Source organism: Microbacterium aureliae (assembly GCF_054780155.1).
In genome coordinates, this window is the sequence record NZ_BAAGWW010000002.1 from 695,407 (window position 1) to 709,351 (window position 13,945).

Here is a 13,945-nt window from a genome sequence, read left to right on the forward strand (position 1 = left end):
GTCCACAGCCGTCGCGGCGCGGCCGACCGCCTTTGTTAGCATGGGCGGGCTCGCGGGTGAGAAGGTCGCCCGCGCCCGCCTCGTCTCGGCGGCGTTCCCGGGGGGAGGATGAGTGGCCGCTCGACTGCCGTCGTCGCCCCCGATCCTGCCGGGGCTCGCCTACATCCGCCCGCTCGGGTCCGGCGGCTTCGCCGACGTGTTCCTCTACGAGCAGGACATGCCGCGCCGCGACGTGGCCGTCAAGGTCCTGCCCAGCGACATCCGCGACCCGGGCCTGCGGCGCATGTTCAACAGCGAGGCGGACGTCCTCGCCCACCTCTCGGCCCACCCCGCCATCGTCACGGTGTACCAGGCGGGCATCTCGGCCGACGGCCGGCCGTACATCGTCATGGAGTACTGCCCCGGTTCGCTCGCGCAGCGCTATCGCATCGAGCGGATGCCGGTGGACGAGGTGCTCGCCATCGGCGTCCGGATGGCGGGGGCGCTGGAGTCCGCCCACCGCGCCGGGCTCATCCATCGTGACGTGAAGCCGAGCAACATCCTCATCACGACGTTCGGGACGCCGGTCCTCGCCGACTTCGGGATCTCGTCGTCGCTGCTGCGGGTGCGACCCGGCGAGGTGCTGGCGATGTCGATCCCCTGGAGCGCGCCCGAGGTCGTCGCCGAGACCACGTCGGGGACCGTGGCCAGCGAGGTGTGGAGTCTCGGCGCCACCGTCTATTCGCTGCTGGCCGGCCACAGCCCCTTCGAGCGTCGCGAGCGCGGGCAGAACTCCCGCGACCTGCTGCGTCGCCGCATCGCGCGCGCCTCGTACACCGACATCCCGCGCGCCGATGTTCCCGCGTCGCTGCAGACCGTGCTGGCCACGGCCATGAGCCGCGATCCGGGGCGCCGGCAGCCCACGGCGCTGGCCTTCGCCGAGGCGCTGCGCGACGTCCAGGCCGAGCTCGGCCTCGCCCGCACGCCCGTCGAGGTGCCCGAGGCGGGGTGGGCGCCGGTGTCGCGCGACGTCGATTTCGACGACAGCGACCTGCGCGGTCCCGCCCGCAGCCGCATCGAGCGCGAGGAGCGCCGCAAGCGCGCGCCGGGCCTGGACGCCACCTCGTACGCGCGGGACGAGGACGCCGAGATCTCGGCGCCGGACCGGCGGCGGCGCCGCGCGTGGCCGTGGCTGGCCGCGGGCATCGCGGTGATCGCCGCGGGCGCGGCCGTCGCGGGGGCGCTCGTGGCGACGGGGATCCTGTGATGCATCGCCGCGCCCTCGCCGGCATCGTGGCCGGATCCGCCGCGGCGGCTCTGCTGGTGGGGATCGGGGTGGTGTGGCCGGGGCTGGATGCGCGCGAGACCCCGGACGTCGACACGGCCGTGTGGGCGCTGCAGACCGGTGATGGCCGGCGCTATGCGCGCGTGAACACCGCCATCGGCGAGCTGGACACGGTCCGCAGCATCGCCAATCCCAGTCAGGTCGTGCAGAGCGAGGCGGGCGCGTTCCTGTTCACCGACAGCTACGGCAAGCTCACCCGCATCGACCCGGCCCTTCCGGTGGACCTGGACGCCGAGGCCCTGCGGGACGCGCCGTCGACGCCCGCCGGTACCGTCGACGTCGCCACCGCGGGGGACTTCGTGGCCTACCGGACCGATGCGGGCACGGTCTTCGCCGGGCGGCTGTCGGAGGACGACACGGTGCGGATCGAGCCGTCCGAGCCCGCCGGCGAGACCGGCGGAGTTGCGGCCCGGGCGTGGACGGCGGATGCCGTGGCGATCGATTCCGCGGGCGTCCTGGTGGCGTACTCCCGCGCCGACGCGTCGGTGGTGCGCTACGACGTCGCCGGCGGCCGGGTGCTCTCGCGGGACGGGCTGCGGGCGGAAGGGCTCACCCGCCCCGCCGTGTCGGCCGCCGGCGAGGTGTGGGCCGTCGTCGACGCCGACGACGGCGACGTGTGGCTTCCCGGGGGCGAGGGCCCGGCATCCGCCCCTACCACTGGTTCGGTCGTCGTCGGCCAGCCCGATCCGGACGGCGACGCGGTCTATCTCGCCGACGAGACCTCGCTCGTGCGGGTCGCGGTCGACGGCTCGGCGATCGACACCGTCACGGGTACGGGCACCACCGTGCTGGGCACCCCCGCGCAGCCGGTCGTCCACGACGGCGAGGTGTTCGCGGCGTGGCTCGCGCAGGGGGCGGCGGGCGGCGTCCTGTGGTCCTCCCGTGCCGGCCCGTCGCCGCTGGACTACGCCGCGGGCGAGCTGCCGGACGAACGGCGGCCCACGTTCGTCGCGAGCGGATCCGCGGTGATCCTCAACGAGACCCGCACCGGATGGGTGTGGACCGTGCCGGACGGCCGCCTCGTGCCGTCCAGCCAGGACTGGTCTCTCGACGATCGCACCGACCCCGACGCCGTCCCGAGCGACGAGCAGCTGAGCGTCGTGATCGATCCGAAGCCTCCCGTGGCGGAGCCCGACGCGTTCGGCGTGCGGGCGGCGAGCCTGGCCACGCTGCCCGTGCTGCTGAACGACCACGATCCCAACGAGGACGTGCTCGCGGTGGACCCCGAGTCGGTGACGGGCCTGGACCCCGGCTTCGGCGCGGTCACCATCACCGACGACGGGCAGCGGCTGGCGGTGCGCACCGAGCCCGGCGCGAGCGGCACCGCCACGTTCTCGTACGCCGTGACCGACGGCACGTCGGCCGCGGGCCTGCGCTCGGAGCCGGTGTCGGTCACGCTCACGGTGTCGGGGGCCGGCGCCAACGCCGCACCGCAGTGGTGCGGCGTCGAGCGGTGCCTTGCCCCGTGGCCCGAGCCCGAGGTGGCCCGGGGCGGCACGGTCACCGTCCCCGTGCTGTCGGGGTGGGTGGACCCCGACGGGGACCCGCTGCTGCTGCTCGGCGTCGAGAACCCGTCGGGAATCGGCAGCGTCGCCGCCACGCCGTCCGGAGACGTCGTCTACCAGCACAGCGACGACGGCTCGGGCGGCGAAGAGCTCGTCGAGCTGGCGGTCACCGTCGCCGACACCGCCGGGGCGACGGCCACCAAGCCGCTCGTCATCCGCGTCTCGCCCGAGCCTGCGCTCGCGGTGCAGTCCTTCGCCGTCGTCGATTCGCTGGATGCCGGCCTCGCCGTCGACGTCTCGCGGCACGTGACCGGCACCGCCGGGTCGGTCGCGCTGGAGTCGGCCCGCGTCCTCGACGACGCCGCGGCCAGCGCCACCGTCTCTGCCGGATCGACGTCCTTCGACTTCGTCGCCCGCACGGCGGGGGTCTTCCGCGTGGGCTTCACCGTGACCGACGGCGTCGCCACCGCCTCCGGCACGGTCCGCATCACGATCCTCGACGCCGACGCGCCCGCGCAGCTGGCCACCTCGCCCGTGGTGGCCTTCGTGCACCCGCAGCGTGACGCGACGCTCGACGTCTTCGCCGCGGTCTCCAATCCGACCCGCCGCGTCCTGCTGCTCAGCGACGTCGTCGCGCGCCCCGACGGGGGGGCGTCGCTGTCGGTGGACGCGGTCGCCCAGAACCATCTGCGGGTGTCGGGGACGACCGCGTCCGGGGCCCCCGGACGCCTCGGCACCGTCACCTACGCGGTGAGCGACGGCACCGAGGATGCCGGCTCCCGCGTCACCGGCGAGGCCACGGTCTATCTGCTCCCGCCGGCGCCCGAGCTCGCCCCCATCGCCGTCGACGACCGGGTGGTGGTGCGCGCCGGCGCGCAGCTGGACATCCCCGTGCTCGACAACGACATCGCGCCCGCCGGGGGCCGCCCCCTGCTGGACCCCGGGACCGTGACGTCGTCGTCGCCGTCCGCCCTCGCGTTCGCCTCGGGCGACGAGCTGCGCTACCTCGCGCCGGCCGAGCCCGGCGACTACACCGTGCAGTACGGCGTCTACACCGTCGGGGCGCCGTCGCTCGCCGACGCCGCGACCGTCCGCATCCGCGTGCTGGACGAGGAGTCCAACCGCCCGCCGCTGGCCGAGACGCTCGAGGGTCGCGTGCTGAGCGGTCAGTCCACGGTGATCGACTTCGACGGCTTCGGCGGCGACCCCGACGGCGACGCGACATCGCTGGACCGCATCCTGTCGCAGCCCGAGCGCGGTGCGGCGACCATCGCCGCGGACGGCTCGTCGATCGTGTACACCAGCGTCCCGGGCGACAGCGGGCAGGTCTCCTTCCGCTACCGCGTCGTGGACGCTCTGGGGGCCACCGGCGAAGGGACGGTGCGGATCGGCGTGCTGGACGCCCAGTCCAATCCGAGCCCGGTCACCTACACCGACTACGTGCAGGTCCAGGCGGGGGCCGACAGCGTCATCCGGGTGAGCCCCCTCGCCAACGACGTCGATCCCACGATGGGCGAGCTCACGCTGACCGGCGTGCGCCCGGACCTCGCCCCGACGCTCGAGGACGGCACGCGCAATCCGGAGCACACCCGGCTGTCGTCCCGCATCCGCTCGCAGGGCGAGCGCGCCGTGATCATCGCGGCGGGTTCCGACCCCGGCACGATGTCCTTCCTCTACGACGTCGAATCCTCGTCGGGCAACACCGGACGCGGCCTCATCGTCGTCGAGGTGGTGCGCGAGAGCGTCCCGGACTACCCGGTGGTGGCGGACACCGTGCTCACCGCCGAGACGCGCGAGGACTTCCCGTCGGGGGTGGACGTCCTGGACGGCAACGTCTCGTGGTCCGGCGGCGACGCGGCAGACCTCGAGGTGTCGCTGTGGGGCGACCCCGACGATGTCGCCGTCTCGGGGACGACGCTGAGCGGTCCGCTGCCGCGCACCACGCGCGTCATCCCGTTCGCCGTGACCGGTGAGGGATCGGCGGGCGAGGTCACGACCTACGCCTTCCTGCGGGTGCCCGGCGACGACGACCTCTCGCTCGCCCTGCGCTCCGACGCCGCGGCCATCGAGGTGGACGAACTCGACGAGGTGACCTTCGACATGGCGGGCCTCGTCGCCGCACCCCGCGGCACGCGACTCGAGGTCGGCGACGACGTCGTGGGCTCGGGCGCGCGCGCCGACGCGACCTGCCGCGTCGAGGCCGGCACCGTCGTGCGCTACGAGGCCGGCGCCGGTGCGCCCTGGTCGGACGCATGCCGCGTCCCGGTGCGCCTGGCCGGGCAGGAGGACTGGACCTACCTGTCGGTCCCGATCGTCATCCGGGCGCTGGATCCGCAGCCCGAGCTGCGCGCGGCGTCGCTGACCGTCGGTCCCGGCGAGACGTCGACCTTCGACCTGCGCGTCATGACGACCTGGCAGCTGCGGGCCGACTGGCAGGGGATCGAGTACGGCCTCGACTACGGCGGAAGCGCGTTCGAGGTCACCCGCAGCGGTTCGACCCTCACCATCACCGGTGCCGACCGTGCCGTCCCGGGCACCGACGAGGCGGCGGTGGTGTCGGTCACCTCGCACCCGGCCGTGGCCCCCGTCCGGCTCATCCTGCGCGTCGGCGCCGCCCCGCAGGCGCTGCCGCGCGGCGGCGCGGTGGCGCAGCAGTGTTCGCAGGCGGCCGGCTCGTCGTGCACGATCGCCGTCATCGGCGCGGCCGGCGAGGTCAATCCGCTGCCGGGCACGCCGCTCGAGGTCGTGGACGTCCGTCCCACCGGCGAGTGCATCGGGGTGAGCTTCCGCGTGGCGGGCACCGACTCCGTCGTCGCCTCGTGGCGGGACGACGCCCCGGGCGCCACGTGCACCGCGTCCTTCTCGGTCCGCGACGCCCAGCAGCGCCGCACCAACGGTGCGCGGGACGGCTCGCTGACCCTCGACCTGCAGGGGTATCCGAAGGCTCCCGCGAGCCTGAGCCAGACCGGCTACGACAACGGCTCGGTCACTCTGCGGGTCGACCCCGGGCCGGCGCGGCAGGCCTACCCGGCGCTCACCGGCTTCCTCGTCCGTGCGGGGGATCAGGTGGTCGCCCGCTGCGGCGCGGACGGCGCGTGCCCGGCCATCGCCGCGCCCAACGGCGAGGAGCGCTCGTACTCGGCCGTCGCCGTCAACGCGGTGGGGGAGTCGCGCCAGGCCGTGCGCACCACCGCCTGGGCGTACGACCCGCCGCCCGCCCCCGAGAGCGTGTCGGCCCGCCCCGTGGTCACCTCGGACGGCGCCGGCGGTCTCGTCTCGGTCACGGTGCAGGGCATCGACGGCGCCCAGACGGGCGCGATCGAGGTCGCGAGTCCCGTGGGCGAGACGGTCCGCGTCCCGGTGGGGCGCGGGCAGACCCGCGTCGAGATCGGCTCGTTCCGCGTCGGCGCCAACACCCGCACGGCGGTCACCGTCACCCCGCTGTCGCGCTTCTCGCTGCCGCCGGGCCTGGAGGGGTCGACGTCCGGGGCCGGCGTGACGATCCAGACCAACGGCGTCGGCCGGCCCCTGGACCCGCAGCTGAGCCTCAGCTCGGTCTCCAACGGCGACGGCACCTCGACGGTCACCGCGCTGGCCACCGCCCGCCTCAACGGGGACGGCTCGACCCTGCGCTACGACATCGTGCCCGACGGCGCGCCCTGCCTGCCCTCGGCGGACGGCGCCACGGCGACCTTCCCCAACCTCCCCGACGGCGAGGAGTACCGCTACACCGCGTGCGTGGACAGCGTGGTGGACGGCACGTCGTTCGGGCGCAGCACCGCGACCGCCACCGTTCAGGCCCAGCAGACCGGCCGCGCTCCCCGCGGCTGGACGTTCGTGGTGGATGCCGTCCCGAACGTCGCGGCCGAGCGTGCGGACTGGATCATCCGTCAGCAGCCGACGTCCACCGAGCGCGTGCCCAACAACAACGACGTCGAGATCGTCGGCGGACCGCCCACGTCGGTGTTCGGGCAGGACCCGGGCATCCAGGTCCGATACGTCCACCGGTTCTGGGACCGCGCGACGCCGTGGGCCACCGTCGTGCCCGCCGCCGGCAGCGCGCCCTACCAGGTGCAGGCGCGCTGGTGGGTGGAGTCCTGCGTCGGCGGGGGACAGCTCACCCCCCGCGGGGACTCCTCGAGCGCCCCGGGCGGCGGCACCGCGGCCATCGCCTTCGGCAACACCGCGCTGCGCTACTACGACGCCGCGGGCGTCCTGCTGCCGCACACCGCCGGCACGTGGGATGTGCCCGTCGGCGCCGCCCGCGTGGACGGGATCTCGGTCACGGCGAACTGGAACGCGCAAGGATGGAACCTCGCCCCCGCGGCCACCGCCTTCTCGGCCGCCTGCACCCCCAACCTGCCCCCCGACGAGCCCGGGCCCGCAAAGCCCTGACACCCTGAGGAACTTTCGCGCATGAGCATCACCGCAGAACAGGCCACGTGGTTCGCCGGCACGTTCGCCCAGCTCGCCGACAACGTCGAGCGCGCCCTCCTCGGCAAGCGGCGCGTGGTCGAACTCGTGCTCACGGCGATGCTGAGCGAGGGGCACGTGCTGCTGGAGGACGTCCCCGGCACCGGCAAGACGTCGCTGGCCCGGGCGATGGCCCAGTCGGTGCGGGGGACCAACACACGCATCCAGTTCACCCCGGACCTGCTCCCCGGGGACATCACGGGCGTGAGCGTCTACGACCAGAAGCAGGGCGTCTTCGAGTTCCACGCCGGACCGGTGTTCGCCAACATCGTGCTGGCCGACGAGATCAACCGCGCGAGCCCGAAGACGCAGGCGGCGCTGCTGGAGGTCATGGAGGAGGGACGCGTGACCATCGACGGCGTCAGCCGCCCGGTGGGTGTGCCCTTCCTCGTGCTGGCCACGCAGAACCCGGTCGAGCAGGCCGGCACCTACCGGCTGCCCGAAGCGCAGCTGGACCGGTTCATGATGCGGACCTCGCTCGGCTACCCCGATCACGCCGCCACCGTCCGCATCCTGGACGGCGCCGCCGTCGCCACGGCGGACCTGGAGGCGGTGATCAGCCCGCAGTCGCTGGTGGGGATGGCCGACCTCGCAGCCCAGGTGTACGTCGACGCGCTCGTGCTGGACTACATCGCGCGGCTGGTCGACGCGACGCGGTCGGCCGACGAGGTGCGGCTGGGGGTCAGCATCCGCGGGGCTCTCGCCCTCACCCGGGCGGTGAGGACCCGCGCGGCCTCGCAGGGGCGCACCTTCGCCACGCCCGACGACGTCAAGGCGCTCGCGGTGGCCGTGCTCGCCCACCGGCTGATCCTGCATCCCGAAGCGGAGTTCGACGGCGTGACCCCCGAGGCCGTCATCGGACAGGTGCTGCTGGATGTCGAGCCCCCTCGCCGCCGCGAGGCCGGATGAGCGCGCCCGAGGCCGCATGAGCCTGACCGAATCCCGCCTCACCCGCACCTCGGCGGGGGCGACCACCGCCGGGCGCACCGACGTCACGGCGACCGCGATCGCCGCGCCGGGTCGCGACCGCGCCCTCGTCCGCGCGGTCGTGGGGTGGACCGAGGCGTCGCGCGTGGTCGACGAGGCCCTGGTGCGGGCGACGGAGTGGAGCGCCCGCACGATCCGACCCGCCGGCGTGCTCGTGGCGCTCGCCGCGACCGCGGGGCTCGCCCTCGGATGGCTGTTCGGGTGGGTCGAAGCGCTCACGGCTGGGACTGCATCCGTTCTGCTGCTGCTGGCCGCCGTGCCGTTCCTCTTCGGCGCGCGCGCGTACGACGTCGACCTCACGCTCGCCCATGAGCGGGTCGTCGCGGGCGACGGCGTGACGGGGCGGATCGTCGTGCGCAACACCGGTCGCCGCCCCGCGCTGCCCGGGCGCCTGGACATCCCGGTGGGGTCTGGGCTGGTGGAGTTCGGCGTGCCCCTGCTGCGGCCCGGCCACCACGTCGCCGAGCCGTTCGAGATCCCGGCGCTGCGGCGCGGCATCGTCCGGGTGGGCCCGGTGACGACCGTGCGGGGCGACCCGGTTGGGCTGCTGCGGCGCGAGCACGCGTTCGCCGATGTGCACGACCTGTACGTCCACCCGAGGACCGTGCCGCTGCCCTCGATGAGCGCCGGTCTCATCCGCGACCTCGAGGGGAGCCCCACGCGGCGCCTCGTCGACGCGGACATGTCGTTCCACGCGCTGCGCGAATACGCCCCCGGGGATGCCCGCCGGCAGATCCACTGGCGGTCCACGGCCAAGACCGGGCGGCTCATGGTGCGCCAGTACGAGGAGTCGCGCCGCTCGCGCATGGCGGTGGTGCTCGGCGTCGCCGAGGCGGAGTACCTGGATGCCGACGAGTTCGAGCTCGCCGTCTCGTGCGCGGCGTCCCTCGGGCTGCGGGCGGTCCGCGATGCGCGCGAGGTCGCGGTGGTCACCGGCAGCGAGATCCCGCGTGCCGTCCGCGGGCGGCTGCGGGCGCTGCGCCACCTGCCGTCGACCTCGGCGCGGACCCTGCTGGACGGGTTCAGCGCCACGGCGCAGCTCGAGAGCACGATGGGCGTCGCCGAGGTGTGCCGCTCCGTCGCCGAGAGCGGCGCCCAGCTGTCGGTGGCGGTCATCGTGGCCGGGTCGCCGGTCGGGCTCCCGGTCCTGCAGCAGGCGGCGCTGGCGTTCTCAGGCGACACCGTGGTCGTCGCCGTCGTCTGCGACGAGCGCGCCCACCCGCGGATGCAGTCGCTGCCGGGGATGACCGTCCTCACTGTGGGCACCCCCGACGACCTGTCGGGCCTGCTGCTGCGCGGGGCGGCATCGTGAGGGCGGATGCCGCGGAGCGCGGAGCCGCCGGGGCGCGGGTGATCGCGGGGTCGGCGTTCGCCGCGGCCACCGTGCTGCTGGCCGCGGCGTCGGCGTGGCCGGTGTACCGCACGGGGTGGCTCGCGGTCACGGCCGGCGGGGCGGTCGCGGCCGCGGTGATCGTCGCCGCCGTGACGGCGCGGCTGAAGTGGGGCGGGTGGGCGACGGCCGCCGCGCTGCTGGTCGTCTTCGCCGTCCTCGGCGTGCCGCTGGCCGTCCCGTCCCAGGCGACCGATCCCGCCGGGTTCGCCCGCGGCCTGCTCGACCTCGGGGCGGGCCTGGTCACGGGCGGCAAGGACCTGCTGACGGTGGACCTGCCCGTCGGCACCTACCGGAACCTTCTCGTGCCCGCCTTCGCCGTCTTCCTCGTCGGGACGTGCGCCCTGCTGCGCCTGGCGTGGCGTCCGGGTCGCCTCGCCTACGCCGCCGTGGCGGTGTCGATCGCGATGGTGGCGTTCGGGCTGCTGTTCGGCAGCCGCGAGGTCAGCGACCCGCTCGTGGCGGCGGGCGTCGCGCTGCCCGCGCCGCGCGAGACCGCGATCGGGGCGGGAACCCTGGTGGCGGGACTGCTGTGGCTGTCGTGGCGCAGCCACGACGAGCGGATGCGGGCGCTCGCGCGCGCCGTCGAGGCGGGCGGGCTGCGGACCTCGCGCAGGTCCTCGGGAGCAGACCGCCGCCGCACCGCTCTGGGCGCCGGCATCGTCGTCGCCGCGCTCGTGGTGGCCGTGGCGGTGGTGCCCTTCGCGGCGCGCGGCACCGAGCGCGAGGTGCTGCGCGCGGCGACCGGTCCCGAGGTCGCGCTGGCCCGCGCGATCAGCCCGCTGGTGGAGTACCGGTCCCTGTTCGCCGACGACCGCGCCGACGATGTGCTGTTCACCGTCGAGGCGGCGGACGGCGTGCTCCCGCAGCGGGTCCGGCTGGCCACCCTCGACGACTACGACGGCACGGTCTTCCGCGCCGGGGGAGCAGCCGCCGCCCAGGACGCGCGGTATGAGCGCGTCCCGGCCCGGCTCGATGCCGGGCCGGGCGACCCGGTCGAGATGACCGTGACGATGAACGACTCGCTGGGGATCTGGATGCCGACGGCCGGCCGCCTCGGCTCCGTGCGGTTCGAGGGTCCCCGGGCCGCCGAGCTCGCCGACGGCTTCTACTACAACCCCGCCGCCGCCGCGGGCGTGCAGACCGCCGGCGGCGGCCTGGCGGCGGGCGACGTCGTGCACGTGGAGGCCGTGGAGCCGGCGGTGCCCGATCTCGCGGCGTCGGCGGCGCCGGGGGTGGCGGCGGGCGACAAGACGCCCGACGCGCTGCGCACGTGGCTGGAGCGCCGCGAGGCGGACGAGTCCGGGGCGGCCCTCGCCGGCGCCGTCGCCCTCCTGCGCGACCGCGGCTACCTCAGCCACGCGCTGTCGGTGGGTGAGGAGCCCGCCGTGTGGATGACCGCGCTCGAGGACTACGCCTTCCAGCCGAGCGCGGCGGGTCACTCGCTCGCCCGCATCGAGGCGATGTTCACGCGGCTGCTCGAACGCGAGGCGGATCCCCGGGCCGCGGCATCCGGGTCGTATGTGGCCGCCGTCGGAGACGACGAGCAGTTCGCCGTGGCGACCGCGCTCCTCGCGCGCGAGCTCGGCTTCCCCTCCCGCGTGGTGGTGGGTGCGCGCCTGTGGACCGACGATCCGGGGCTCGCCGTGTGCGAGCAGGGCGTGTGCCGTGCGCAGGACATCACCGCCTGGACCGAGGTGCAGGACGTCGACGGCACGTGGGTGCCGGTGGACGTCACGCCGCAGCACGCGCAGTCGCCCGCGCTCGAGGTCACCGAGCAGCGTGATCCCGAGAACGTCACCGAGGTCCGCCCCGACGCCGTCGAAGAGGTCGTCCCGCCCGACTCGCTGCAAGAGGACTCCGGCGCGCGGGGCGACGACGTCGCCGACGACGGCGCAGATCTGACGGCGCTCTGGGCGGCGGTGCGGGCCGCGGCGATCGGGGTGCTGATCCTGCTGCTGGTGGCGGGGCCGTTCGCCGTCGTGCTGCTGGCCAAGGCCGTCCGGCGCCGGGCGCGCCGACGTGCCGCCGGTCCCGTCGCGCGCGTCGCCGGCGGCTGGGACGAGTACGTCGATGCGGCGGTGGATGCCGGGCGCCAGGCCCCCGCCCGCGCCACCCGCACCGAGCTCGCGACCGCCTTCGCGACACCCGCCGGCACGCGCCTGGCGACCGCCGCCGACCGCGCGGTGTTCTCGGACGTGCCCCTCGGCGACGAGGACGCGGCGGCCTTCTGGCGCATCGTCGACGACGAGAGACGCACCTTGGCCCGCGCGCAAGGGTTCTGGCGCCGGCTCGCCATGACCGTATCGTTGAGATCGTTCGTCCGCCCCGCGGCGCCCGCCGGTGCCGCCAAACGCCTCGCCGAGAGGGGGAAGCGCGCCGCCCGCGTGCGACCAGAGCCATGAGCACCGACACCTCTGCGCTGACCACGATCGTCTGGACCTCGACGCTGCTGTCGATCGTGCTGTACGTGTGGCTCGCCGTCGCCCTGAGCGCGGTCTTCCGCAAGAGCGGCGAAGAGGCCTTCAAAGCGTGGATCCCCTTCCTGAACGTCTTCACGCTGCTGCAGCTGGGCGGCATGTCCGGCTGGCTGGTGCTGCTGATCTTCCTTCCGTTCCTCGGCCCGGTGGCGCTGTGGATCGCCCTGATCGTGGCGTGCCACCGCATCAACGCGTCCTTCGGGCTCGGCGTGGGGATGACCGTGCTCGCGGCGCTCCTGCTGCCGGTGTGGGCGACCATCGTCGGCTTCGGGCCGGCGCGCTGGCTCGGCACCGACGCGGCCGGGCCGCGCCGGACCGGCGACGCCGCACTCACTCCGCCGCCCCGCACCCCCGGTCCGCTGTTCGGGACGCCGCCTGCCGACTCGGCGCCGGTGGTGCTGGCCAGACCCGCGCCGCTGCCGGGTCAGGCCGGCCGGCCGGCCGCACCCGCCGACCCGCCGGCGGCTGCCGCGCGCCCGGCCGCGCCGCCTGCGCGCCCGGCATCGGCCGAGTGGGCTCCGACGCCTGCGCCGGCGATGCCGGCGTCCTGGGCGGACGCCGACCGCGCCGACGAGGTGACCGGCGCCATCAGCGGTGCTCCCGAGCCCATCGCGGCGGTGCCGGGCCGCCCGGCGCGTCCGGCCGAGCCGGCGTATCCGGCGCGACCCGCCGAACCGGCGCACCTCGCCCAGACCCCGCCCGCCCAGACCCCGCCCGCCCGGGCGGCCGGGGCGGCGCCGGAAGCGGCATCCGGGGATTTCGCGCCGCCCGTGATGCGCGCTCCGGCGCGCCCGGACGCGCAGCCCTGGTCCCCGGCGCGCTCGCCGCTTCCCGACCCCGACGGCTTCCCCGAGGCGTCCGGCGAGGTGTCGGCGGTCGCCGGCGCTCCCACGTCGGGCACGCCGCGATCGGCGCTGTCGTCGGTGTCGGCGCAGTTCGCCATGCCGGGGATCCCCGACGACATCGACCACACCGTCATCGCCAGCCGCCGCCGGATGGCGTGGGCGCTCGTCCTCCCCACCGGGGCGCACGTGCCCCTCACCGAAGAGGTCGTGCTCGTCGGCCGCCGGCCCGCGCGGTCCTCGGCCTTCCCCGGGGCGCAGCTGGTCGAGATCGACGACGGCACGGTCTCCAAGACTCATCTGCGGCTCGAGAAGGACGGCGAGCTGTGGCGCGTGGTGGACCTGCACTCCACCAACGGCACGGTGCTCGTGGGGCCCGACGGCGCCGAGACCGAGATCGCACCCGGCACCTCGCACCCGGCATCGGCCACGCTGCTGGTCGGGGACGCCGAGGTGCGCCTGGTGACGGACGACCACCACGGGCGATGAACCCGGACGACGACACCGTCATCTCGCGGCGCGTCCCGCGCGCCGCGGCCCCCGGGGGTGACGCTCCCGCCGACGACACGATCGTGTCGTCGCGAGGGGCGGAGCGGACGATCCGCTCGGCCCGCCGGGAGTCGGCCGACACGGCGCCGGCGACGACGCAGACCGGGCGCCGGCGCGCGTCCGAGCCCCCCGCGCAGCCGGAGTCCGGGGCGAGCCGGGCGGTCGTCCCCGATGCCCAGGCCCTGCGCTCGCCGCGCGCCCCGCGACCCGACGACGTCGTCCGCGTGGAGCGCCCACGTCCGGCCCCGCCGCGCTCGGGGGGCCCGGCCGTCGACCACGAGGCCGCGCGGCGGAGCGCGCGCGCACGCGCGCGACGACGTATTGTCGTCGGAGTGATCGTGGGCGCGGGGGTCGTCCTCACCGCGCTCGCACTGCTGGTTCTGCTGACGATGTGA

The 13,945-nt window shown here is 75.3% G+C and carries 7 protein-coding genes; all 7 read left to right on the forward strand.

Features of this window, described 5'->3' with window-relative positions; all coding sequences use genetic code 11:
* Positions 1–112 precede the first annotated feature (112 nt).
* The 7 genes from ACYVF4_RS09355 to ACYVF4_RS09385 are packed head-to-tail and all read left to right on the forward strand — an operon-like array spanning position 113 to position 13,945.
* On the forward strand, positions 113–1,246 hold the full coding sequence (locus ACYVF4_RS09355; protein ID WP_460722003.1) for a serine/threonine-protein kinase: 1,134 nt from the start codon (positions 113–115) through the stop codon (positions 1,244–1,246).
* Positions 1,246–7,224, forward strand: coding sequence for an Ig-like domain-containing protein (locus ACYVF4_RS09360; RefSeq protein WP_460722005.1), 5,979 nt, complete (start codon positions 1,246–1,248; stop codon positions 7,222–7,224). The genes ACYVF4_RS09355 and ACYVF4_RS09360 overlap by 1 nt, the downstream gene beginning before the upstream one ends.
* A gap of 21 nt (positions 7,225–7,245) precedes the next feature.
* A complete protein-coding gene (locus ACYVF4_RS09365; protein ID WP_460722007.1) occupies positions 7,246–8,211 on the forward strand; it encodes an AAA family ATPase in 966 nt (321 codons plus the stop codon).
* 16 nt (positions 8,212–8,227) lie between these two features.
* Positions 8,228–9,601: a DUF58 domain-containing protein gene (locus tag ACYVF4_RS09370; protein WP_460722009.1), complete on the forward strand. Its 1,374-nt coding sequence runs from the start codon at positions 8,228–8,230 to the stop codon at positions 9,599–9,601.
* Positions 9,598–12,084, forward strand: a complete 2,487-nt coding sequence (locus ACYVF4_RS09375) for a transglutaminase-like domain-containing protein (protein ID WP_460722011.1) — start codon at positions 9,598–9,600, stop codon at positions 12,082–12,084. Before ACYVF4_RS09370 ends, ACYVF4_RS09375 begins: the two co-directional genes overlap by 4 nt.
* Positions 12,081–13,490 (forward strand): DUF5684 domain-containing protein, encoded by a 1,410-nt coding sequence (locus tag ACYVF4_RS09380; protein WP_460722013.1) that lies wholly within the window; start codon positions 12,081–12,083, stop codon positions 13,488–13,490. Before ACYVF4_RS09375 ends, ACYVF4_RS09380 begins: the two co-directional genes overlap by 4 nt.
* Positions 13,487–13,945, forward strand: coding sequence for a hypothetical protein (locus tag ACYVF4_RS09385; RefSeq protein WP_460722015.1), 459 nt, complete (start codon positions 13,487–13,489; stop codon positions 13,943–13,945). Before ACYVF4_RS09380 ends, ACYVF4_RS09385 begins: the two co-directional genes overlap by 4 nt.

Bases quoted from the DNA above. Each gene is read 5' to 3' on its own strand.
- ACYVF4_RS09385 (WP_460722015.1), top strand. From the start codon at position 13,487: ATGAACCCGGACGACGACACCGTCATCTCGCGGCGCGTCCCGCGCGCC.
- ACYVF4_RS09365 (WP_460722007.1), top strand. From the start codon at position 7,246: ATGAGCATCACCGCAGAACAGGCCACGTGGTTCGCCGGCACGTTCGCC.
- ACYVF4_RS09360 (WP_460722005.1), top strand. From the start codon at position 1,246: ATGCATCGCCGCGCCCTCGCCGGCATCGTGGCCGGATCCGCCGCGGCG.
- ACYVF4_RS09370 (WP_460722009.1), top strand. From the start codon at position 8,228: ATGAGCCTGACCGAATCCCGCCTCACCCGCACCTCGGCGGGGGCGACC.
- ACYVF4_RS09380 (WP_460722013.1), top strand. From the start codon at position 12,081: ATGAGCACCGACACCTCTGCGCTGACCACGATCGTCTGGACCTCGACG.